The sequence below is a fragment of the Pseudolabrys taiwanensis genome (assembly GCF_003367395.1).
Classification (GTDB): Bacteria; Pseudomonadota; Alphaproteobacteria; order Rhizobiales; family Xanthobacteraceae; genus Pseudolabrys; species Pseudolabrys taiwanensis.
On record NZ_CP031417.1, the window covers coordinates 2,518,190 to 2,540,690 of the forward strand.

General features: G+C 63.6%; 18 protein-coding genes. 3 read left to right on the forward strand and 15 right to left on the reverse strand.

Annotation, left to right across the window (positions count from 1 at the left end; translation table 11 throughout):
• Positions 1-6: 6 nt before the first annotated feature.
• The 5 genes from bcsS to DW352_RS12120 form a co-directional block, all read right to left on the reverse strand.
• Positions 7-759: a cellulose biosynthesis protein BcsS gene (gene bcsS, locus DW352_RS12100; protein WP_162826921.1), complete on the reverse strand. Its 753-nt coding sequence runs from the start codon at positions 757-759 to the stop codon at positions 7-9.
• Between the two features lie 420 nt (positions 760-1,179).
• Positions 1,180-3,333, reverse strand: a complete 2,154-nt coding sequence (locus DW352_RS12105) for an urea transporter (RefSeq protein ID WP_115691560.1) — start codon at positions 3,331-3,333, stop codon at positions 1,180-1,182.
• 54 nt (positions 3,334-3,387) lie between these two features.
• Complete coding sequence (locus tag DW352_RS12110; protein ID WP_115691562.1) at positions 3,388-4,818, reverse strand: type III PLP-dependent enzyme domain-containing protein; 1,431 nt, start codon at positions 4,816-4,818, stop codon at positions 3,388-3,390.
• Positions 4,815-5,900, reverse strand: coding sequence for an ATP-grasp domain-containing protein (locus DW352_RS12115; RefSeq protein ID WP_115691564.1), 1,086 nt, complete (start codon positions 5,898-5,900; stop codon positions 4,815-4,817). The genes DW352_RS12110 and DW352_RS12115 overlap by 4 nt, the downstream gene beginning before the upstream one ends.
• Positions 5,901-5,903: 3 nt before the next feature.
• Positions 5,904-6,182, reverse strand: a complete 279-nt coding sequence (locus DW352_RS12120) for a PqqD family protein (RefSeq protein ID WP_115691566.1) — start codon at positions 6,180-6,182, stop codon at positions 5,904-5,906.
• 211 nt (positions 6,183-6,393) lie between these two features.
• Between DW352_RS12120 and DW352_RS12125 the strand changes: the two genes are divergently transcribed.
• The gene (locus DW352_RS12125) at positions 6,394-7,329 is read left to right on the forward strand and encodes a dienelactone hydrolase family protein (protein ID WP_115691568.1); all 936 of its coding nucleotides are present in this window, start codon (positions 6,394-6,396) and stop codon (positions 7,327-7,329) included.
• 234 nt (positions 7,330-7,563) lie between these two features.
• Entirely contained in the window at positions 7,564-8,976 is a 1,413-nt protein-coding gene (locus DW352_RS12130) for a mannose-1-phosphate guanylyltransferase/mannose-6-phosphate isomerase (RefSeq protein ID WP_115691570.1), read from the forward strand.
• A gap of 118 nt (positions 8,977-9,094) precedes the next feature.
• On the opposite strand, the gene DW352_RS12135 is transcribed toward DW352_RS12130, so the two are convergent.
• Genes DW352_RS12135 through DW352_RS12150 form a run of 4 tightly spaced genes read right to left on the reverse strand, consistent with a single transcriptional unit; the run spans position 9,095 to position 12,771 of the window.
• A complete protein-coding gene (locus DW352_RS12135) occupies positions 9,095-9,499 on the reverse strand; it encodes a hypothetical protein (RefSeq protein ID WP_115691572.1) in 405 nt (134 codons plus the stop codon).
• A complete protein-coding gene (locus tag DW352_RS12140; protein WP_115691574.1) occupies positions 9,499-10,725 on the reverse strand; it encodes a glycosyltransferase family 4 protein in 1,227 nt (408 codons plus the stop codon). The genes DW352_RS12135 and DW352_RS12140 overlap by 1 nt, the downstream gene beginning before the upstream one ends.
• A 4-nt stretch (positions 10,726-10,729) precedes the next feature.
• A complete protein-coding gene (locus tag DW352_RS12145; protein WP_115691576.1) occupies positions 10,730-11,983 on the reverse strand; it encodes a glycosyltransferase family 4 protein in 1,254 nt (417 codons plus the stop codon).
• The gene (locus DW352_RS12150; protein ID WP_115691577.1) at positions 11,980-12,771 is read right to left on the reverse strand and encodes a WecB/TagA/CpsF family glycosyltransferase; all 792 of its coding nucleotides are present in this window, start codon (positions 12,769-12,771) and stop codon (positions 11,980-11,982) included. The genes DW352_RS12145 and DW352_RS12150 overlap by 4 nt, the downstream gene beginning before the upstream one ends.
• A 209-nt stretch (positions 12,772-12,980) precedes the next feature.
• On the opposite strand from DW352_RS12150, the gene DW352_RS12155 reads away from it, so the two are divergent.
• Entirely contained in the window at positions 12,981-14,081 is a 1,101-nt protein-coding gene (locus tag DW352_RS12155) for an endo-1,4-beta-xylanase (RefSeq protein WP_245434415.1), read from the forward strand.
• A 3-nt stretch (positions 14,082-14,084) separates the two neighbouring features.
• Here DW352_RS12155 and DW352_RS12160 read toward each other — a convergent pair whose 3' ends face one another.
• Genes DW352_RS12160 through DW352_RS12185 form a run of 6 tightly spaced genes read right to left on the reverse strand, consistent with a single transcriptional unit; the run spans position 14,085 to position 22,497 of the window.
• Positions 14,085-15,527 (reverse strand): lipopolysaccharide biosynthesis protein, encoded by a 1,443-nt coding sequence (locus DW352_RS12160; RefSeq protein ID WP_115691581.1) that lies wholly within the window; start codon positions 15,525-15,527, stop codon positions 14,085-14,087.
• 4 nt (positions 15,528-15,531) lie between these two features.
• Positions 15,532-16,575: an acyltransferase family protein gene (locus DW352_RS12165; RefSeq protein ID WP_245434416.1), complete on the reverse strand. Its 1,044-nt coding sequence runs from the start codon at positions 16,573-16,575 to the stop codon at positions 15,532-15,534.
• On the reverse strand, positions 16,572-17,723 hold the full coding sequence (locus tag DW352_RS12170) for an acyltransferase family protein (RefSeq protein ID WP_115691582.1): 1,152 nt from the start codon (positions 17,721-17,723) through the stop codon (positions 16,572-16,574). Before DW352_RS12170 ends, DW352_RS12165 begins: the two co-directional genes overlap by 4 nt.
• A gap of 8 nt (positions 17,724-17,731) precedes the next feature.
• Positions 17,732-18,805 carry a glycosyltransferase gene (locus tag DW352_RS12175; RefSeq protein WP_115691583.1) on the reverse strand — a complete coding sequence of 358 codons (1,074 nt, stop codon included), beginning with the start codon at positions 18,803-18,805 and terminating at the stop codon, positions 17,732-17,734.
• 12 nt (positions 18,806-18,817) lie between these two features.
• Positions 18,818-20,209, reverse strand: a complete 1,392-nt coding sequence (locus DW352_RS12180) for a VpsF family polysaccharide biosynthesis protein (RefSeq protein ID WP_210209968.1) — start codon at positions 20,207-20,209, stop codon at positions 18,818-18,820.
• Complete coding sequence (locus tag DW352_RS12185) at positions 20,209-22,497, reverse strand: Wzz/FepE/Etk N-terminal domain-containing protein (RefSeq protein WP_245434417.1); 2,289 nt, start codon at positions 22,495-22,497, stop codon at positions 20,209-20,211. Before DW352_RS12185 ends, DW352_RS12180 begins: the two co-directional genes overlap by 1 nt.
• Between the last annotated feature and the right edge of the window lie 4 nt (positions 22,498-22,501).

Consider the following 22,501-nt stretch of genomic DNA (forward strand, 5'->3'; position numbering starts at 1 on the left):
GATTCCTTAGAACGCAACCGAGACTTCGACCGTGCCGTAGGCGCTCTTACCGCCCCGCGTCTCGTCGGTCTGCGAATAACCGCCTGAGAACGAAATTTCGAACGGTAGGAGCTGGGGACTACGGAAGATCACGAAGGCGCCCACGCGCTGTTCGTTGGTCACCCAATTGCCTGTCGCCAGGCCTTCGGGCCCAAGAATGACGCCGGAGAAGTTGTAGCCCGCCCGGCCGCGGATCCAGTAGCGCTGCGTCGCCGAGCCGTAACTTGCATGAAGATTGTAATATCCCTTCGCGGCATAAGGCGATTCAATCTCGCCGCGCACATGCACGCCCCAATGATCACCGTCGTTGCGATCGAATGGGTTGTTCGGCGACAGCCGATGACCCTCATAGTCGAGGCCAGCGTAAAACCGTGCCGTCATGCCGGGCAGATACGTCTGATAGCCGAGCATCGCTTCGAATGCGGTTTCCTTGCCATCGACCGTACCGCCGACGACCGCGGTCGAGCTGTATTTGTAGGGATTGTAGAGACCCATCACGCGGACCAGGAAACCGTCGGTCGCTATCTTGCCGTTGAGCGCGCTGACGACACCGGCGTAGCCGTAGTAACTGTCGCGGCGGTCGTCGAAACCGCCGAAGACGACGGTGCTATAGGTCTTGACCGGTGCAATGAAGGGCGGCGGCGGCGCCTTGGCTACATCGGCGGCCTGCGCCGCGCCGGCGATGCAAACGCTAAGAATGCACCCCGTACTCAGCGCCATTAACCGCGCATGCGCGCCAACCCGACGCACAAAACGTCTCGTGTACCGGTACGCCATGCTGGCTCACCCCCGCTCCGCCAACCGTTGCGCGCAGAAGCGCACCGTGCGCCGCAGTCGCAACGATAAAACATGCAGCCAACAATCATTGCGCGTGAACGCTAACACCGGCGCGCTCGCCGCAACAATGCCGCAGGTCCGTCACCGATATCGTTGCGTGCGATTACGCACACTATTCCGAACGCGACTCGGCCCACTGCACCGCGGCAGCGCCTGTCTTAACGAATGTCAGACGATGAATGTCGGTACAGTTTTGATACTCGTGCCTCGCAGAAGCACAATATTACTACTGATCGCGCATATACTTTGTTGTGTGGCAATCGTGACGCGATCGTTTGCGTATCAATGATCTGTCGGCCGGCTTTAGCCACGTCGCTTGTCGCGGCGTTCGAAGGGCATTCCCGGCTCGAATGAAAACAAGCTGAACGATAGATTGCCGGATTCGAACTGCGCATCCACTTGCACAGGCCCGCGCAAGCGTTCGACGCGCACCGTGACCTTGACCGGCAGGCTGCGCGCGGGAACGAGCGTCTTGGATTCGATTTCGAGGGTCTTGTTCTCGTCATCGGGCACGCTGATGCAAGTCGATGCAAGGTAGGCGAACGGCGTCGACCGGTAAGGCGCCGTCAGAAGTTCCCACCACGCCATCGGCCCGTGCGGCGGTAACGGCAGCGGCTCGCGCCACGTCATGCCGGGAAATGCCGCATACGGCACGCACGGTGTGCTCATCGCCATCAGCTTCAACAACGGACAGGCGAGCTCACGCGTCTCGATGACGCGCCACGCATCGGGATCGGTGGACGTGACCAACGCCCCGTCACCGGCACTCCGGAAAACATGGCGGCCGTATTCGTCGATGAATATGCGCACGCGTACGACCGCGCCGGTCTCGTACCGCCCGAACGGTCGCGGAATGCGACCGCTCGATTCGACCCGCCATACTGTCGTGCCCGGCGCCATCGTCGTCGTGGCGTCATGGACACGGGCGTTGAATTGGGCGCCGCACACGATCATGCCCCCGGGCGGGGTCATGGCCGCATGCCACTCGAGGAAATCGCCCGGCCGATCTTCCGCCGCGGATAGAAAGTTGGCGAGACGAAAGGCGCGGGTCGGTGCGCTGATGGTAGGGCCGAGCTGCGCGTGCATGTGCAGATGCGGCGCCGGCGAGCGGCCGGAATTGCCAGCCAGGCCGATATAGGCGCCATGTGTGAGATGGACGCCCGATGAGACCGTGATCGAGCCCTGGCGCAGATGGCCGAGCAAGGCCCATCCGCCGGCGTCCAATCGGATGATAACGTAATTGCCCCACATCTCGGCGAAATTCGACGTGCCGAGAGCGTTGTCAGGCACATCAGATCGCACCGCCTCGACGTAGCCGGCGCCCGGCGCATAGACGGGCGCTTCCCAGATGGTCGTCGCGGCATTGACCGGGCGTTGAAAGTCGAGTGCATGCCGCCAGCGCCCCACATGACTAAGTGACCCATCGAAGCCCTGCGTGATCTGGACCGGGCCAGCGACTGGAACCGTCAATAGCGGTTCGCCGTGGCCGAACCGCTCGCTCAAATAAGACGCGTTCCACCAAGCAAGCTCGGGTGGCACATTGGAGGAGAGATTCCGGCGCGCCAATTCCGCCTTGTGACTCACCAACAGCGCGCCGACGCCGAGCCACACGGTGAACGCCGCCGGCACCGGCAGGAAGGCATAGGACGATCCTGGTAGGACGCGTTGAAAGTAAGCCGAGATCACGGACGCGGTCACGCCGGCGAGCACCGCGATGAAGGCCAGCGAGCGGTCGGGCAGGAACAGCACCGAGGCCAGCAGCATCGCGGCCAGAAAATAGTTATGGGCCCCCAGCAGCCACAGATAATAGAGCCCCATCTGCTCGAACAGCAGGCCGATGCCGACGCCGCAAACCCATCCGATGATGCCGGAGAAAAGCATCATCCTCGACCACAGGAGGATCGCGATGAAGACGAGGACGCCGACCTCCACTTTCGGCAGGAACAGCATCATGCCGAGCGAGCGGAAGAACGATTGCACCCAGCTCAAGGCGTCGGTCGGCCGCGGCCAGTCCACCGTCGCGACCAAGGCGCTCTGCGTCCACGTCGAGAACAAAGCGAACAAGACGCCGGCGACGATGTAGAAGCCCCAGCCGAGCGGCGGCAGAATGGAATCGCGCAGAATGCGCGTGAGCGCGGCGGCGATGAGCGAAGCGGCCAACGCCGCGCAGACCTCGACGGCAAGCTGAATTTCCAGCGACTGGCCGCTGGCGGTCGTCAGCCACGCCACCGCCAGCGAGGCGAAGATGGCATTGTTGCGTAGCGCGCCGCCGCGCTTGACCTGCTCGTCGACGCCGAGCACCCACGCGACGCCATCAGCGATGACAAGCCCGATGATCGCGAAGATCGGAAAACGGACATCGCGGACGATCGCCACCCAGAAGAGCACCGATATCCACGGCGACTTCACGAGGAAGGTGCTTCCGAGCGCCAGACTTATAAAGCGGAGACGAACCATGTCGAACGCTCCGAGCCAAACCGTGACGGTGGCCCCTTCCACACGCCGTGACGATCAAGCGCGCGGCGCCAAGTGCGCCGGCAACAATTCCGGTCCGTTGATGTCTTCCAAGACTTCACGGCGGCGGATGAGCTCCGGCTTGCCGTCGCGGTTGATCAGGACGACGGCCGGCCGGTAGTCGATGAACTGCATGGACTGCGCCAGATTATAGGCGCCGACGGGATGCAGAGTCAGGACGTCGCCAACGTCGAGCATCGGCAGATCGACGGTTTCCCGGACGACATCGATGGCCATGCAGAGGTCGCCATAGAGCCGTGTCGGCGTCGTCTGGGAATTGACGAGGCGCGAAGGCCAAACCCCGATCTCGAACCAGGCCGCCGTATAGAGGAAATTGATGCCCGCATCGATCACCAGCCCGCGCTTCGAATCCTCCTGCATGATCTGCCATTCCTTTGCCGCACGCGCGGAAAGGTCCGTGCTGGCCGGCGGCGGCCGGTCGTGGCCCTTGGTGGCGACCACGGTCGTCAACAGATAGCCGGCCTCGTCGACCAGATGGCGCCCCAATTCCAGACGCAGCAGCGGCCGCTTCTTCTCCGGCAACTTGTTGAGAACGCCCGTGATCGCGTCGGCATATTCCTCGACCGGCTTGATGACATGCTCGGCCGGCCTCGGCATGCCGTGCAACAGGCTGTAAGACGGGAACCCGCCGCCCAGGTTGAGACAGGGCACCAGGTGATTGCTGTCGAGCAAAATCTGCTCACGCAACGCCACGAGGTTCTGCGCCGCCAGGCGATAAGCCTCCGGCAGCAGAATATACGTGCCGATATGCGTATGCAGGGTATGAAGAACGAGCTTCGGGTTCTTCACCACACGGATAGCCGCGCGCGCCGCCTCGCCGTTCGCCAGCGCGAAGCCGAACTTGGTCCAGATCGGACGGATGCCACAGTCGAACCACGTGCGGATGCCGACCTGGGCCGGCTTCTTGAACCTGGCGACGATGTCTTCGATCACATTGAGTTCGTCCCAATTGTCGATCTGAACCACCGCGCCGTCGCTCAAGGCCCGTTCCAACGTATCGCGGGTCTTGTGGGGCCCGTTGAAAATAATGTCCTTACCCGCAATGCCGAGCTTGCGCGCCTTCTCGTACTCGAACTGCGATACGACCTCAGCCTGCCAGCCTTCGCTGTGAAATATCTGGCAGACGGCGTTCAAATAGTTGGTCTTGTAGGACCACGCGAAACTGGTCTTTTTGTAACGGCTGCCAAACGCATCCCGCGCGCGGCGCGCCTTTTCGCGCATGTCGTGCTCCGAAAAGACGAACAGCGGCGAGCCGAACGAGCGCACCAGGCCTTGCACTTCGACCCCGTCGATCGCCGGCAGCGGCGGCACGAATCCGCCGCGGGAATAGTAGTTGCGGTCGACCGCGGCTTCGGGCGAACGACCAAGTTCGCTGGAGATGGTCGGCGTGCCGTAGGTTTCGCTCATGAGGCGGCCTCCGTTTTCGGCGCCAAAGGTCCGGCGACGTATTCTCCGTCGGTGGAGAGCTTTGCGAGTTCCGCGATATCGGCGACGAGATCGAGACTGTGGCGTATGAACATCTGCCCGGCGTCGCAACGCTCCAGCTTGACGGCGCCCTCGCCCCGCAGCAATCCAAGCAGGTAAGCCGGCAGGTTGCAGCCAATCTGAGCCGGAAAGTCGACCCAGGCTGGAAAGCGCGGATTGATCTCGAACAGAAGGTGGGGCCGCCGCGGCATCTTGAGGAACTCGATCTCGAACGGCCCCTGCCAACGCAGCGACTTGATGATCTGGGTTACGGTCGAGTCGAGCTTGCGGTCGTCGATGACGATGCCGCCGAAGCCCTTGCCGCTCGAAGTGCGCAGCAGCTTGCGGATGGCGCAGGAGCCGACGACCTCGCTGTTACCGTCGGCAAGGCCGACCACATCGTATTCGTCGCCGAACAAGGCCTCCTGCACGAGGACCGGGACGCCCCACACGCGCGCGATCGCGTCGAAGTGCTCGGCAAGGTCTACCTGCGAGTAGACGAGAAAAGCTTCGTAGTACTTTCCTTTGACGTAAACTGGGTAGCCGATTTCGGCCGCGCAGCGGGACAATGTCGCGACATCGTTCGCGGCATAGGTCTTCGGTCCGGGAATAGCGTGACTCGCGCAGAAGCCGCCCAGGTTCTCCTTGGCGCGCAAGTCCAACGCCGCTTTGCTCGGCAGCATCGCGGTGATGCCGAGCTTCTCCAATTCCGGATAGATTGTCAGAAAATTATCCAGCTCCGAATCCAGGCACGGCACCAGGAATTGGAATTTCTCCTTGCCGTGGATGTAGCGCATGCGATCGAGCAGTATCTGCGGCCCTTTCATCGGAAACGGCAGCAGATAAATGGCGTCTACGTGATCGATGTTGTGACTATAGAGCCCGCTCTCGAGCGGATCGTAAGACAGCGCGACAACCCTGAGGTCCGGATAGCGGCGACGCATGCTGCGGATGACCGAGGCGCCCGGCTGCGGGTTATCGCCGCGATGGAGACCAGTGACAGCGATGGTGACCGGCTCGCCCATGGCTCACGCGCTCTCGATGATACCGAGTGAACGCAATTCCGATGTGAACATTTCAACGTCTCTTAACGCTCGCGAGCGATCTATTTTGAAGTGCTCGGCGACGAGATTAACGAGTTCGCCCAACTCCGTACCGGCCACTAAACGGCGCAAAATGAAGCCCGCCGTCGGCGTGACGCGATAGAAATTGCCGGAAAGCGTATCGAGCACGAACTGATCGCCATAGAAGCGGTATCGGGTGGCGCGGTCTCCACCATCGCCTGCGTGAGGCTTGTTGCGGGTCATCTTTACGGCTTCGCTGGTACTTTAACATTCAACATAAACAAGACTTTAGACGCGCGGTGGTATCGTTCTGACGTGACGGGGCCAATTGCGTGCATCGTTAAAGAGGCGATGCGCGCCGCCCTGAGACGGTGATGCGGCGACCATTTTGAACGCGCGTCCAGTCCTCATGTCGACGGACAAGCACGCCGCATAAGAACAGGAGAAAGGTCGAATGGCCTGCGCCACCATGTGGCCGCGGCAGCGGCGAAGCTATGTCCGGCTGGCACTTTGGGCCTGGAGCCTGGTGATCGGCGCATCGCTTTGCGCCGGCGCGCGCGCCAATGCCTACGAGATGGTATCCATCAAGGCGACGCGTCCGGCCGGCGCGGCGCACGCGGCGATCCAAGGCGAATTGTTCAAACCGAAGGGCGACGGTCCCTTCCCCGCGGTCGTGCTGATGCACGGCTGCGGCGGTTGGCAGAGCGCGGTGCTCAGCGGACTGCACGCGCACACGCAATACTTCCTTGATCACGGTTATGCCGTTCTCAACCTCGACAGCTTCGGCCCACGCGGCACGTCCGGCGGCACAGTGTGCGAGAGCACGGCGCGATTGGTGCGCGCGCTCGACTATCGCACTTACGACGCCTTCGATGCGCTGCGCTATATGCGCTCGCTGCCCTACGTCGACAGAGAAAACATCTTCCTGATGGGGCAGAGCAACGGCGGCAGCGTCGCCATCAATGCCGCCAGGAACAAACGCCGCGGCGGCTATCGCGCCGTCGCCGCTTATTATCCGTGGTGCGGCTCGCTTGGCGGCGCGCGGGTGAAGCTATCCGCGCCGCTCATCGTCTTCAGCGGCGGACGCGACGATTGGGTGCCCGCATGGCAGTGCCGGCACAAACGTGCGGTGGGCGCATCGCTGAAGGTCGTCGAGTATGCAAGCGCGGCGCACTCGTTCGACCTGCCGATCCAATCGCAGCGCTATCTTGGCAAGCTCATCGGCTTCAACCAGCCCGCAACGGCGGACAGTCGGGCGCGCATGCTCGCCTTCTTCGACAGCAACTTGTCCAAGTCGCCCGCCGCGGCGAAAGCTTTCGCCGCGGAACCCGCACCTGTCACTGTATCCCTGAGCCCGCTCGAAGGCGCGGATGCGAGCTGGTTCGAGTAACGCGAAGGAACAGATCGCAAGCTCGGACGTTGACGCTAACTTCTTACGCGGCACTGTGCTAAAAACGTTGGCACAGTGCCGCGCAGTTGTTCAGATACCAACGAGTGACAACCGCGTGACATGCGTTCGAACATTCAATCCGCACTGCAATCTTTTCATGAGGCGAACAGCCTAAGATTCGCCGCCGTTGAGCCGTAACGCGAAGACATTCGTCTCCCACTGTCAGGAGTACCGATGTCTTCCCCAATCATTCCTGTGTTGCTCGCTGGCGGCGCCGGCACTCGGCTTTGGCCGGTTTCGCGCGACGCTCTTCCGAAACAGTTCCTGCCGCTGGTCGGCGAGCGCTCCACCTATCAGGAGACGCTGTTAAGGGTGAAAGACCCGATGTTCGGCCCCCCGATCGTCGTCACCGGGCCGCACTTCCACTTCTTTGCTCAACGTCAAGCCGAGGAAATCGGCGTCGACGCGACCGTCGTGATCGAACCGATGCGTCGCGATTCCGGGCCGGCCATCGCCGCCGCCGCCGCCATCGCGCGCGCGCGCGATCCGGAGGCGATCGTGCTCGCGCTCGCCGCCGATCACATCATTCTCGATCTCGAGGCGTTCCGCGCCACCTGCGATCATGGACGCGACGCCGCTGAAAACGGCTCGATCGTGACGTTCGGCATCAAACCGGCGGAACCGCGCACCAGCTATGGCTACATCCTTCCCGGCGATTCAGTCGGCGGCAACGGCGTCAAGCGAGTGGAGCGGTTCGTCGAGAAGCCGGATGCGGCGACCGCCGCACGTTATGTCATGGACGGCTATCTGTGGAACTCAGGCAACTTCCTGTTCCGTGCCGATGTGCTGCTCGACGAATTGGCCCGTTTCGTGCCGGATATGCATGCCGCGGTCGAGGGCGCCGTCGCCCATGCAACCACCGATCTCGGTTTTCTGCGGCTCGATCCGGATTCCTTTGCACGCGCGCCGCAGAAGTCGATCGACTATGCCGTCATGGAAAAGACCGACCGCGCCGCCGTGGTCGCCGGCGACTTCCGCTGGTCCGATGTCGGCAGCTGGGATGCGTTGTTCGACATCGCGCCGCGCGACGACGAGGGCAACGTGCTGCAGGGGCCGGTCGTCGCCATGGACTCGCGCAATTGCGTCGTCCACTCGGACGGACGCCTGACCGCGGCCGTCGGGCTTGAGGACATGGTGGTGGTCAGCACCTCCGATGCCGTGATGGTGGTTCCGCGCGCCAGGTCGCAGGACGTGCGCGACCTGGTGGCGAAGCTCAAGACCCGCAACAGTCCCGAAGCGTCCAACCACCGGCGCATGCACCGGCCCTGGGGCTATTACGAGTCGATCGACATGGGCGAGCGCTTCCAGGTCAAGCGCATCGTCGTGATCCCGGGTGAGATGCTGTCGTTGCAAAGGCACCGCCACCGCTCCGAGCACTGGATCGTGGTGCGCGGCACCGCCGAGGTGACGATCAACGAGACCATTCGCGCCGTGCACGAAAACGAGTCGGTCTATATCCCGATCGGCAGCGTGCATCGGCTGGCCAATCAGGGCCGTATCCCGCTCGAGCTGATCGAGGTGCAGACCGGCAGCTATCTCGGCGAGGACGACATCGTGCGCCTCGAGGACATCTACCAGCGCCACTAGCTACAACGCCGACACCGCGTATGCTCCGCTCGTCCCCGCGAAAGCGGGAACCCAGCGCGAAATTGGCGGCTTTACGTGGCCCCTGGATTCCCGCTCCCGCGGGAATGAGCGGAGTGTTTTATTGCTCGCCGCGGATCTCGCGGCAGGAGGCCAGGCCGCCCGAAGACAGGCTCACCACCAACCCGGTGGTGAGCCCGCTTTTCGCTTCTTTCCTGTTGAGGAAGCGGAGCGTGCGGCGTGGATTCGCCTCGCAGAATTTCGCGAGCGTGCCCGCTGTCGCCACCACCGAGAAATCCCTGGGAAGAACGGCGATGCCGCCGTCCTTCAGGACATAGGCGTCCTTCACGTTCGACAATTCGAGGGTTGCCAGACAGGCCTTGAGCAGACCGCGATAGCTGTCCGGAGCTTGAGACAGGTCGCCGGCCGAACCGTCCAGGATGTACTCGAGGCTCCTATTGCAGCTCTCGGCGTGCGCTGCCCCCGCCCAGAGCAATAGGCACAACGCCGCCAGACCACAACGCATTACGATGCACCTCCGCCGGCCGCCACGGTCTTGTCAGCCAGCAGATCGACCGGCACAGGCTCGAAGTCCACCGGCGCATAATGCTCGCGCGGCAGCGTGAGATAGTAAGTGCCGGCCGCACACCGCTCCCAACTCATGTGGCGGGCGCGCGTCGCCGCACGCCTGCCGAGCGAGATCCGTTTGACGCCGTCGTTCACCATCTCCGCGAGGGCGGCAGCGATCGCTTCGCTATCGGGCTTAACAAGCAACCCGGTCTGATTATGCAGGACGGCATCGGCGACCCCGCCGACATCGGTTGCGACGCTTGGCAGTCCGGCCGCGGCCGCCTCAAGGAACACCAGGCCAAAGCCTTCCACCCGCCCGGTCGGATCCCAGTTGCCGGTGAGGCAAAAGAAGTCACAGCCGCCATAGATATCGCGTATCTGCTGCGACGGCAGCGCGCCGAGCAGGCGGATGTCGCAGCCGGACGCGGCGATCGCCGCCTTCAGCTCCCGCACATAGTCGGCTTCGCCCTCCGGGCCGATCACCAGCCAGGTGATCTTTTCGCGCACGGATGGCGGCAGCGCGTTCAGCGCCGCGACCGTGGCGAGATGGCCCTTACGGCGGGTGAGACGCGCGACCGTTACCATCGTGACGCCGTCGTCGCGAAGACCGAGATCGGCGCGCGTGATCGCTCGCGGCGCACGCGGGCCGAACCAGAACTCCGACACGCCGAGATGCACTGTGCGCACCTGTTCGGCTGGGACATTGAAGCGGTCGCGGAACAGATTATGGGTATATGCGCTATTGGCCGCGATCTCTGTGCGTGGACCGAACACGCCCGCGAGCCAGATCGCCAGCCGCTTCTCACGCGCCTGCGTCTCGTTGATCTCCGTGCCGTGCACCGTCATCACGAGGCGGGCGTTGGTTCGGCCACGCGCCAACGCCAAAGGAATAAAGAACGGCCAGTCGGCCGCGTGCACAATGTCGTAGTCGCTTTCGGCGATGACCCGGCGCGCCAATGCGACCTTGGCCGGCAGATCGCGCCGCGAATGCAAACCGCCGGAATAGCGGCGAACTTCAAAGGGCAGGCGGCGATCTTCCGCGTGGGTCGCGACGCCGTAATCGGGGCCATATACCGTGACCGTGGCGCCAAGGCGCGTCGCCGAACAGGCGATTTCGCGCACATAGGTGGCGATGCCACCATTGACCGGTGGAAACTCGCTGGTGAGCATCAGGATTTTCATAACGTCACCCCATCGACTGGACCAGGCGTTCCCCGGCGGAGGGAGCGTCGCCGCGCTGAATCTCGTGATGCAGCCGGTAGACGCGCGCGAGCTGCGTATCGGGCGTGAAGGTCGCGATCCGGGCGGCGACCGCCACGGGATCGACTTTGCCGGCGGCAATCGCATTGCGCACGTCTACGAACCGCGCCGCGAGAGTCTCGATCAGTTCGTCGCCCGGCAATTCGCGGTCGACGAGATAACCGCTCACTTCGTTGTCGAGCACGGCTTCAAGTTGCGGCAGATGCACGGCGACAACAGGCCGGCCGATTGCCAGAGTCTCCAGCACGCAACGCGGCATACCCTCGAACTCCGAGGTCAGAATGCCGGCATGGGCCTGAGACAAGACATTGGCGACGCCCTTGGCGTCCTGAAAACCATGTCGAACCGTGATGTCCTGGATAGCCGCGTATTCCGCGAACCGCGTCGGATCGCTGGTGCCGACGTAGTGGAATTCGACGGCACCGTTCAATCGGTCGCGCAGCCGCGCGATGGTCTTGAACATCAACCGCGGCTGCTTGAACTCGTCGAGACGGCCGATAAAGACGATACGGAACGGGTCGATGCTCGCGGGAAACGGCTGCGGCCGGAAGATGTTGGTGTTCACCCAAGTCCACAGCGTGTCGATCTTGTCGGCATATTGTGTATAGGTCGCGCGCAGTCGCTCGGTGATCATCGGATTGACGCACAGGAAATTGCGGCTGGTCTTGACGGCGAAGCGCTCGCCCGTCCGATGCACGAAGCGGTAGCGCTGCAACAGCGAGTCCATCGCCATCTGCGGCACGCCCTCGCCGTGCAGCATCTGCACGTAGGGCAATCGCAGCACGAACGGCAGCCAGGCGAACTCCACCCGCCGCAGATCGACCGAGCAGCGCCGCGCGCGCAATTCGCGGGCAATGCGCGGAAAATTCCGAACCAATGCGACGAAGAACTGCGCGGTGATGGAATCCGTGATCTTGCGCGCCGCCTCGCGTGCGCGCACGTCCGGGTAATGCAGGATCGGCATGAAATCGAAGGTGCGTCCCCGGAACGTGGTCTCGGTAATCTCGCCCAGCTTCATGTCGCCGGTTGCGTCGACCCCGATGAACAGGACGCGCGTGTCCTCGGGGCAGAAGGTGACGAAATCGCGAATATAGGTTTCCAGGCCACCGATCTTGGTGCCACGGATGTCGAAAGGATGCATCAGCGCGATGTTGTAGCGCGCGGCGGGAGCTGCACTCATGAAACGCGACCTCTTCGTATCGTGATGGCTTGGGGAATGGCGTCGATCACCAGCCGTGGCAGCACGGCGGCGCAACGCAGATAACGGGCGGCAAGCCGCTGCGGATTGCTGGACAACCGCCACAGCCATTCAAGGCCGTTCTTTTGGAAGAAGCTCGGTGCCCGCACCTGCGTTCCAGCGAGGAAATCGAGAGCTGCGCCGACACAGACGAAGCCGACTCCCGGCGCCAGTTCGAGGCAGCGCGCCGCGAAGATCTCCTGGCGCGGCGCGCCGAGCGCAATGAAGCACAGCCGCGCGCCCGACTGCCGTATCCGCTCGATCGCCGTATCCGCTTCAGGCGAATCGGGATCGAAGTTCGCACCCGGCGCATAGGTTCCGACCACATCGAGCTCGCCGACGCGTCGCCTCAATTCATCGGTGGCGCGAGCGATGACCGATGGGCTTGGCCCGAGGATGAACACAGGCAATCGCCGGCTCGATGCCTGCGCGCTGAGCGGCTCGAGCAGATCGGCGCCGGTCGTGCGCCGCACCGCCACGCCGTTCAAGCGGCCGAGGAGAACGATCGGAAAGCCGTCGGCGGTGACGAAACGCGCGCGCCGGTAAGCCGACAGAAACTTCGGATCGCTGCGCAGCTTGTTGCAGTGATCGAGATTGAGCGTGAACACACAGAAGCCATGACCGCTCTCGGCGGCAGCCGTTATCGTCGACACCGCTTGCGGCATCGAATGCACATTGATCGATATTCCGTCGACGCGAAATTCGCGTTGAGCGGTGCTTGCGTCGCGCATGCAGGGTGTCCTCCGCAAAAGCCGAACGGCTCAGTGGAACAACACTTCCCCCTCTCGCCTTGACGGCGAGTCCCCCCGCGTGAGCGGCCATTCGCGTGAACACGTGACGTGAACGCGCGAATGGAACAGCCTTCGCTGTCACCGCCATCAAATTGCGCTATTGCGACGCAACAATGGCGCGCTCGTCAAATATTGAGGACAACGACACAATGCTTGATCGTATGTCGCGACGACATGTCTTGGGAACCATCGGCGGCGGATTGCTCACGCCTGTGCTCGCGAAAGCGGCAACCGCACAATCAAGCGACAGTCTCGGCACCGTCGCTGCAAAACGAAACTTTATTTTCGGTGCCGCCGCAGGACCCGTTCTGTTCACCGACTCGGCCTATCGGGAACTTTATCTGACACAGACGAAGATGATCACGACCGACATCGCGCTGAAGATCGGCACGATCGCGCCGATGCCGGGACCGAAGCGATTCGACAGCGCGGATCGTCTGCTGAACTTCTGTAATTCGCATAAGATTCAAATGCGTGGTCATTGCTTGATCTGGAACGAATGGGTTCCCGCATGGATCAAATCGATGAGTACGACCGAACGGCGCGCATATTTCGACGCCTATATCGACGAGGTGGTCGGCCATTATGCGGGCCGTCTGCATTCATGGGATGTCGTCAACGAGCCATTTTGGCCGGGGCATCGCGCGCCCGGCGGCTATCGCGTCGGACCATGGTACGACGCCTTCGGAACCGACTATGTGCGCCGCGCCTTCGAGCGGGCCGCGCGAGCCGATCCGAAGACGAAGTTGGTGCTCAACGAGGCGCAGACCGAGCGCGACGACGCCCTCGGCCTCACTGTACGGGCCGGGTTGCTGAAGCTCGTGAAGGAACTGAAGGACGCCGGCGTCAAGCTCGACGCGGTCGGCCTGCAAGGCCACTTACAGCCGCAATATCCACACGACCCCGCCCGCTTCCAGGACTTCCTGCACGAACTCGCGTCGACAGGCGTCGACATTTACATCACCGAATTCGATGTGCGCGACGACACGTTCCCGGACGATATCCGCACGCGCGATGGCCAGGTCGCGGCGGTCGCGGAGCGCTTTCTCAACAACGTATTGCGGGTGCCGCAGGTGAAGGCCCTGATCACCTGGCAGCTCGCCGACAACTATTCGTTCTACCGCGGCATCGCCAAGCAGAAGAACCCGGGCACCACCCGCATGCCGCGTCCCCTGCCCTACGACGAGCAGTTCCAACGCAAGCCGCTGTGGTTCGCGCTCGCCAAGGCCATGCAGAACGATCGCGCCTAAGGGTCAGGCGAGCTTGGTGCGTTTGGCGCGCCGGTTCCAGTAATTCATGAGAACCGGCGCGTACAACAGCGCCAGCACCGCGAAATAGACCAGACCGCCGGCGCCGATATGCAGCGCCAGCGCGACGCTGCCGCCGTCTTTCTTCAAGCCGTACAGCGCCAGCATCATCAGCGCCGTCGCCGCGGCGATCTTCAGCAGATGCAGCAGCGGCGGCCGCAGACGAAACAGAACCGCCCCCACGGCGAACGATACGAGCGCAGCAACGATCGCCGACAATGTGCTTGCCATCACGGCGCCCACCAGTCCCCACCACGAGATGAAGAGAATACTGGCGCCGACCGTCACCGCCGCCTCGACGGCATTGATGGCAAAGGTCATCCCGGTGCGTTGATGCAACAGGAAGACCTGGTCCGCGAAATGTGCCCGGAAATTGCGCAGCGCGCCGGCCAATGTGGCGAGCGGCAGGATGGCCAAGGTTGCGGCCTGGAAGTTCGGCGCGATCAACAAATGCACGATCTCCTGGCGCAGCATGAAGACACCGGCGACGCTCGGTAGCAGTATCGCCGCCAGAAGGGCACCATTATCGGCAAGCTGACGCATGGCGCGCTCGGCGCCCCGCTCCTGCATGGTCCGCACGGCGATCGGAAAGGCGCTCGCCGTGACCATCATGGCCGCGACCGTCGACGCCCGGAAGCCGAGACCGTAGCCGACTGCGAACAAGCCGGCCGCAGCCACGCCCATCATGTCGCTGACGATGAAGCGCGAGGCATTGATACTCAGCCAGCTCAAGCCACCGCCAAGCACCAGGGGCAGGCCATACGACAAAGCGTGGCGCAGAATGGTGCGATCGACCGGCCAGAACGACCAGCCGAACCGGATCATCGGCAGCACGACCAAGGTCGCGGCGGCCTGGGCGATGGCATAGCCGGCAATCGGCCACTCCGGATCCTGGCCGAAGAAGTGGATGAGCACCAGGCCGAGGAGGAAGCCGAGGGCCGGACCGGTTGTCTGCTGGATCGTGTAGACCGCAATCTCGTGGCGCACGCGCGCCCGTTCCGCGAGATAAAGATTGTAGGTGCGAGTGACGACATAGCCGAGTACGGCGAGCGTCAGGCCGAGCCCCGCGCCGGGCAGGATCTTCGTCTGCAGAATGAGCAGTACGACGACACACTGCACCGTCGCCGACAGCAGCAGAACCGCATTTTCGGTGCGATAGAAGCGGTCGGCTTCGTCGCCATCCTTGACCGCGCCGAAGAAACGCAACGCATATTGCGACCACCAGACCAGGAACACGGTCTGCAGGAGCTCGTGCGTCGCCGTCACCAGCGTGATCACGCCCAGGGTCGACTCGCCGACGATGTGCGTCCACACCACCACCGAAACGAGTTGGAACAGCGGGCCGACGACCTGGGCCGGAAGGTACAGCAGCGTATTTCTGAGCAGCATCGCGTCAGATCCCCAGCCCTTGCGCGATCCGCGGCGGCATCACCCGGCGGAGCAAGAGCACCGCGGCGGCGCAGATCGACAGCGCGGCGGTGTATTCGACAATCGTGGATAGAATTGGATGCAGCTGCAGCGCATCGAATTGGCGCAGCGCCATGATGACGAAGATGTGCCACAGATAGATGAAGTAGCTCGCGGAACCGAGCGTCGCGAGCGCGGCACTTTCGGGCGCGAAACCGAGCAGGACGATGCACGCCAATATCGCGTAGAGAAAGAACGCAACCGAATCGTAGTTCGCGGCGTCGCCGATCCCGGCGATGCGGACGCCGGCATAAACGGCATAGGCGGCGACCGCCGCCGCCGCGAGCGGGTAACGCATGGTGTGGAACAGCGCGCCCGCACCGAACAGCCCCGCCAAAGTCCCAGCCGCCATGAAGGCGAACCAGAATGGCAGATCGCGCATGCGCACCTCGTCGATGATCGCCTCGCCTACACCGAGATGCTGCAACAACGGATCGATATAGGCGCCGAAGGCGAGGCCGACGGGGATGGCCAGCAACAGCAGAAGAATGAGCCGGCGGTCACGCCCTTCGTCCTCACCCGCCAACGCAATCGCGGCCCATAGCGCGACGGTGCAGCCGACATAGACGAAAACGTAATAATAGACGAAGACGTAGGCGAAGACGTAGCGTGCCAGCGCCACCGCCGGCCGATGGTCCATCGCCGGATTGGCCAACGCCATGAAGACGTAGGCGGCGATAAACGCGATCGTATACGGCACGATCGTGCGCCACACCCGCTTCACCAGCGGAACGTGTCCGGAGCGAGCCGTGAGATAGCCGGACACGAACAAGAAAATCGGCACGCAGGGCCGCAACGCTGCATCTACTGCGGTGACGAACGCGGAGCCATCAGCCTTCGGCAACGAATGGATGCCGATCACCATCAGGATCGCCACGCCGCGCAGGGTGTCGACGACGCCATCGCGCGTTCGCGCCTGCGCATGCGCCCTTGCGTCTGTCGGCCAAGCGGTTTCGGCGGAGACGGTCACGGCGTGCCCCTCTCCGGCGTCGCCAGCACCGCCAAAGCGGCCTCGCGCGGACGCCAGCGATCGAACAGATCGTTGAGTCGGCGGCGTACGGGATTTTCGAATAGCCGATAAGAGGCCGCGCTGACGAAGACCAAGGCGACCATGGCGCCCGCGACGAGCGCAAAGCGTCCCGCCGGCGTGTTCGCGCCAAGCCAACGTCCGCCCACGGTGATGACCATGGTCGCGACCGGCATATGCAGCATGTAGATCGAGTAGGTCAGGTGCGCCCAGCGGCCAACGCCGCTCCGCGACAGCACGGTAATGGCGCCGCTGAGGTCGCATTGCACGGCGGCAATGGCGACCACGTAGACGAGCGCAACGGCCGCATAGATCGGCATCACCCCGCCGCCGACGATGAAAAGCACGAAAGCGGGCAGCAAAACAACGCCGATCGGCATGCGCGCGACGCGGTCGCGGAACAAATGCAGCGCGACGCCAAGCAGAAACGCGGGCAGCGCCCGCCACGCACCTCCCTGGTTGATCCAATCCGGCCAGGGTTCGACCCTCGTGGCCACGCAGTACAATGTCAGGACGGCGGCCGCGGCAACGGCGGCGACAACGATCAATCGGGGCCGGCGCAAGCCGACAAAGGCCATCAGCGGAAACAGCAGGTAGCACACCATCTCCGCCGACAGCGACCAGCTCGGAAAGTTGAAGGTGAGCCGCTGGCCGTCGATGGCGTGCAGCAGCAGCACCTGCGCCGGAATGTCGGACAACGGATAGCGCGACGGATTGTCGACATGGGCGTGGCCGAAGGTAAACAGCAGCGCCACCGCGACGTAGAAGCCGAGCGTGACGAGATGCAGCGGATAGATGCGCGCCAGACGCCGCCAGAGGAACCGGCCGACGGCGCCGCGGTCCGACACGCGGCCGAGATATTGGCTCGCGATCACGAAGCCGGAAATGACGAAGAACAGGTCGACGAAGAGATTGAAGTGCCGAACGTGGAGAAAGATGAAGCGGCCGAACGGAATGTCTTGAACGTAGTCGGCGTAATGCAGGATGACGATGCCGGCCGATGCCAGAATACGCAAGGCGTCGAGGTGCGGCGCCGCCGGCTCATCCCGACCGCGCGCACGACTCTGCCCGCTGATGTCGACGCTCGCCATCCGGCCCTCTAGTTTCGTGCCAGAACCCGGTCCGGCTCACCACCCGCACCTAATAGCCCGACCAACATGTCGATGACGCGGCCATGATCCGCCGCCGCGAGATTATTCCACCGAGCGAGATTTGCGGCGGCGCGCGCGACGAACGCGCTGCGCCAATCCGCGCTGGCGAACGCGCCGGCAATGGCCTGCGCCGCGCTGTACGGCGTGGCCGGATCGACGAAGACGCCGGAACCGTCGAGCACTTCGCGGAACACAGCCTGGTTCGGCGCAATGATCGGCAAACCGCCGTATTGCGCCTCGAGCAGCGGCAGACCGAGCCCCTCCTCGTGCGAGGTCGAGATCAAGGCATCGGCGTTGTCGAGAATGGCGGTGACTTGTTCGTCCGGCTGATAACCGTGCAGCGTCACGCCGGGCATCGCCGCAAGGACATCCCAATCGTCGCCCCAGCCGCGCCGTCCGATCACGTCCAACGTCGCATGCGGAAAGCCTTGCGCCCGCAAGGCGCCGAGAATGCGTCCGGCCGCGGCGAGGTTCTTGCGCGGTTCGACCGTGCCGATCGCGACCAGCCGCAATGCGCCCGGCTCGGACGGCCGCGCCGCGCGCGCGCCGACGCTCAGGCCGAAGTTGTTGCGCACCGCGGGCCGGTAGACCGTGATCGCCGCATCGTCGCGGCAATAGATCCGCAGCTTCGTCGCGGTGTCGGCCGAGTTGACCATGAACCGCGGCAGCCGGCGCACCGCCAAGTCGAACGGCCAGGCCATATAGGCCTTGGCGCGCCAATTGAGATCCTGGCGCCGCGACAGCAGGAAGACATCATGGATGTAAGGGATCACCCGTCCAGGAAACGCCTGCAGCAGCGGCGACGGCGGAAAGCCGGGACACAACAACAACGCCGACGACGAACGGACGAGGCGCGCCGGCAACCCTAGCGCCTGAGTAAGCAACATGTCGGCCATTCCTTCGGCGCGCACGGGCACGGCCTCAAGCGGCGCCAGCGCCTCCTTGGAGAAGAGCTGCATGGTGATGCGCTCGATTCCCGTCACATGGCGCCAAAGGTGAGTTTGGTCGACGTAAACACGCATGACTGAACGGCCCTATCGGCTCGGGATCAGGGTTGGCGCCGCAAAGCGCGGGCGCATCGGCGGCCCGGCCCGAACCCTCTGACGCGCCGGCTCGCGCGGCAGCATCACGCAGATGATCGACACATAGATGGCGAGCGTGATGGTCTTCGACGAAAAGCTGACGGAGCTCGCCGCCACGACGACCAGGAACAGCACCGCGATCCACGCACCGCCGGACGAGCGGCGCACCACTTCGGCAAAGAAGCAGGCCAGGCCGAGGGTGATCAGCGCGGTCTGGATGAGGCCATATTGAGCGATACAGGCGATCCAGAAGTTCTCGATGCCGTAGTCCAGGCCCATCATCGACTGAAGGCTGCTGGCGCGCCCCGGCTCGGAGCCGAGGAGAAATTCTTTCCAATCGAACAGCGACAGCAATTGGATGGTCGCGATGCGCGCATGCGCGCTGCCCTTGTCGGACGAGAAGCGGCCGATCATGTTGTCGAACACGCCGGTGCCGAACAACAGCGGCAGCGCCGTGGCGATCAGCATCAGACAACAGGCCACCATGATGACGGTCGTCAGACCATAGCGCTCCCCACGCACCAGCCGCGCGCCGTAGAAGAGCGCAAGCCCCGTGAGTACGACGAGCACCATGACCAGCGCGGTGCGGCCACCGAACACCATCAGCGAGCACATCGCCACCATAAAGGCCGCGACGCCCAGCGGCGGCGGGGCGCGCAGGCGCGGCTTGAGCGCGAGCATCAGGATATACATGGCGACGATGCCGGCCGCCGCCAACGGATAGCCGAGCAGCGCTGTCGAGCGCCAGTCGGTGGTCACGACGAGCTTGCCCATCGTCATCGGCACCAGCCGATGCTTGGAGAAGTACTCGTAGAAGCCGAGGGCGATGTTCAGCCAGATAAAGAAATGAATGCAGTAGACGAGCGGTTTACGCTGCGCCGGCGTCAGGTTCCAGATGATCAGCGCCAGCAAAGCCGGCAACAAAAACGTGTCGATCACATTGGTGAACGGCCGCTTGAGCACGATGCATTGGAAGGCCAGCAGGCCGCAAGTGAAGAAGTAGACGAGCAGCAGCTTCGAGCCCGATATCACCCGGTCGAGTTCACCGATCACATCGCCGCCGCGGAACAGCAGCAAGACGAAAGCGAGGATCGTGACATAGGTGCCCGGATGCAGCTTCTCGAAGAAGGCGCCGCCGGCGGTGATGTAATGGATCTTCGCCGCCGACAAGACCTCGGCCGAAACGGTGCCGAACATCACGATAGCCAGGCCCGTGAGTCCGACCACCAACCATTCGATCGGCAAACCGGCGCGAACGCGCGGCGGCAGCGCCTGTGTCACCGGCCGCCGGCGCGCGACGGCAGCAGAGGGCTGAACGTCGTTGCGGACGCTCCTGCCGCTCATCACGGTGTCAGCTCCACGCGCGGCTGACCGAGATAAGAGTAAGGCTCCATGTATGAGGACGACCGATAATAGTCGTAGAAGCGCAGCCGCCGCAGATCGACGCGCGTCAGCACGGTGCCGATGACCCGCTCATAGACCGGCGCCAGCGTATCGAGCGCCTGAGCCACGACTTCCTGCGGCGTCGCATCCCAGCGGATCGCGAGCACGATGCGGTCCGCCTGCTCCGCCAAGGCGCGCGAATCGACGAGCGGCACGAGCGGCGGCGAATCGACCACCACGACGTCGAACTGCGTCCGCAGATGCCCGAGCAGACTCCGCATCGAGCCGGAGAACACGAACTCGTTGATGAAGGCGGTCTCCCGCCGCCGTGGCGGCGCCGGCAACAAAGCAAGACCGGTCGCCTGATCGAACAGAACCGCCTGCTCCAGCGACGCCTTCCGGCTCGCGACCTCCACCACGCCGACCTTCGCCTTCGGGCACAGCGAACGGCTGAGCTCCGGGTTGCGCAGGTCGCCGTCGACGATGATCGTGCGCATGCCGACCGCCGCCAGCGACAATGCCAGATTGGCCGCCAGCGTCGTCTTGCCTTCGCCATCGACCGACGACGACACCATGACCAGGTTGCCGTGGCGGCCGCCGCCCGTGCGCTGCACCGCGAGCCGCACCGCGCGTACGGCTTCGGCAAACAAAGACGTCGGCTCTTCGACCGCGTAGCGCATCAATGGCGGCTGCATCAGCGGCGGCAGCATCGGCGATTTTTCGGGATCGTAATCGTCGAGCGCTTGGCGGCCGCGATGCGCGCGACGCGCCAGCTCCCGCGTTCCGACCAGCGGTACCGCCGCCAGATTCGGCCGGCCGGTGATATCCTCCGCCTGGCGCGGTGACTTGACGCGGCGGTCGAGGAAATCGGCGATGAAGGCGAGCACGACACCGAGGCCCGCGCCAAGCATGAAGGCAAGCGCGAGGATCAGGCCCTTCTTCGGGAACGACGGCCGGATCGGCACATCCGCCCGAGCCACCACCCTCGAATCCGGCAATTCGAGGCTTTCCTGGGCCGTCGTCTGCTTGTAACGGGCCAGGAAAGATTCATAGAGCGTACGGTTAGCATCCGCCTCGCGCTGCAGCTCGCGCAGGCGCACCTGCGCCTGGCTCGAATTGTTGGAGGTCGACTGCAACTGACCCAAGCTGTTCTTGAGCGCCTGCTCGCGCGACTGAGCGACCCGATACGTTTCGCGAGTGTTCTCGAGGATGCGTCCGACTTCCTGATCGATCAGGCGCTGCGCCTCGCGCAACTGCGCCTTGGCATTCACCACCAACGGATGCTGAGGGCCGTATTTGCTCGACACATCCGCGACGTTCTTGGCGATCTCCGCATATTGCGAACGCAACTGCTTGATCACATCGGAGGCGAGCGCCTGGTCGAGCGTACCCGGATCGCCTTTATTCTTGGCGATCGCCTCGACCTGCTCGAACTTCGCCTTGGCCTCGGCGGTCTGGACATGCGCCTCGATGAGCTTGTTGTTGAGGTCGAAAAGCTGCTGATCGTTGACCGTCTGGCCCTGCGTCGTGACCAGGTCGTTGCTGGCGCGGAACTCGGCGACGGCCTTGTCGGAGGCGAGCACCCGCGCCTTGAGCTCGTCGAGCTGCTTGTTCAGCCAGGAAGCCGCGATCTTGTTGGTGTTGTAGCGGCTCTGAACCTGCTCGTAGAAGTAGGAATCCGCGACCGTGTTGGCGATCTGCGCCGCCCGCTCCGGATTCTCGGCGCTCGCGTCGATGTCGATCACGAAGGTCGTGCCTTCGCGGGTGACCTTAAGCTTCTGCTTCAAGGCGTCGATCGTGTTGGCCTTGGCTATCTCCTCCGGACTACGGCCGTTCGTCGCCGGCTCGCTGCGAAGCAAGTTGCGGATCGGATCGAACAGACCGGGACGCGGCGCGCATTCCGGGTCGTTCACCAGATTCAACGTATCGACGACGCGCGAGAGGACCGCCACCGACTGAATGAGCAGAACCTGACTTTCGATCATCGCATCGTCGGTGCCGAAATTGGACGGCGCCGGCGCGGTATCGCTGGTGTTGGCGACCTGACTGCGATGCGGATCGATGAGAACGGTCGCGGTCGCCATGTAAAGCGGTGTGGCGGCCATGAGGTAAACCGCGGCGGCGCCGACGAGAACGCCGATGGTGCCGAGGATGATCCAGCGGCGGCGGCGCAGAATGCGCACCATCTCACGCAGATCGACAGTGCGCGTCGCCTCGGCGTGCGGAGCATAGACCTGCTGCGCTTCCACGACC

Coding starts and splice junctions, on each gene's coding strand:
- bcsS (WP_162826921.1), bottom strand. CDS start 759: ATGGCGCTGAGTACGGGGTGCATTCTTAGCGTTTGCATCGCCGGCGCG.
- DW352_RS12105 (WP_115691560.1), bottom strand. CDS start 3,333: ATGGTTCGTCTCCGCTTTATAAGTCTGGCGCTCGGAAGCACCTTCCTC.
- DW352_RS12110 (WP_115691562.1), bottom strand. CDS start 4,818: ATGAGCGAAACCTACGGCACGCCGACCATCTCCAGCGAACTTGGTCGT.
- DW352_RS12115 (WP_115691564.1), bottom strand. CDS start 5,900: ATGGGCGAGCCGGTCACCATCGCTGTCACTGGTCTCCATCGCGGCGAT.
- DW352_RS12120 (WP_115691566.1), bottom strand. CDS start 6,182: ATGACCCGCAACAAGCCTCACGCAGGCGATGGTGGAGACCGCGCCACC.
- DW352_RS12125 (WP_115691568.1), top strand. CDS start 6,394: ATGGCCTGCGCCACCATGTGGCCGCGGCAGCGGCGAAGCTATGTCCGG.
- DW352_RS12130 (WP_115691570.1), top strand. CDS start 7,564: ATGTCTTCCCCAATCATTCCTGTGTTGCTCGCTGGCGGCGCCGGCACT.
- DW352_RS12135 (WP_115691572.1), bottom strand. CDS start 9,499: ATGCGTTGTGGTCTGGCGGCGTTGTGCCTATTGCTCTGGGCGGGGGCA.
- DW352_RS12140 (WP_115691574.1), bottom strand. CDS start 10,725: ATGAAAATCCTGATGCTCACCAGCGAGTTTCCACCGGTCAATGGTGGC.
- DW352_RS12145 (WP_115691576.1), bottom strand. CDS start 11,983: ATGAGTGCAGCTCCCGCCGCGCGCTACAACATCGCGCTGATGCATCCT.
- DW352_RS12150 (WP_115691577.1), bottom strand. CDS start 12,771: ATGCGCGACGCAAGCACCGCTCAACGCGAATTTCGCGTCGACGGAATA.
- DW352_RS12155 (WP_245434415.1), top strand. CDS start 12,981: ATGCTTGATCGTATGTCGCGACGACATGTCTTGGGAACCATCGGCGGC.
- DW352_RS12160 (WP_115691581.1), bottom strand. CDS start 15,527: ATGCTGCTCAGAAATACGCTGCTGTACCTTCCGGCCCAGGTCGTCGGC.
- DW352_RS12170 (WP_115691582.1), bottom strand. CDS start 17,723: ATGGCGAGCGTCGACATCAGCGGGCAGAGTCGTGCGCGCGGTCGGGAT.
- DW352_RS12175 (WP_115691583.1), bottom strand. CDS start 18,805: ATGCGTGTTTACGTCGACCAAACTCACCTTTGGCGCCATGTGACGGGA.
- DW352_RS12180 (WP_210209968.1), bottom strand. CDS start 20,209: ATGAGCGGCAGGAGCGTCCGCAACGACGTTCAGCCCTCTGCTGCCGTC.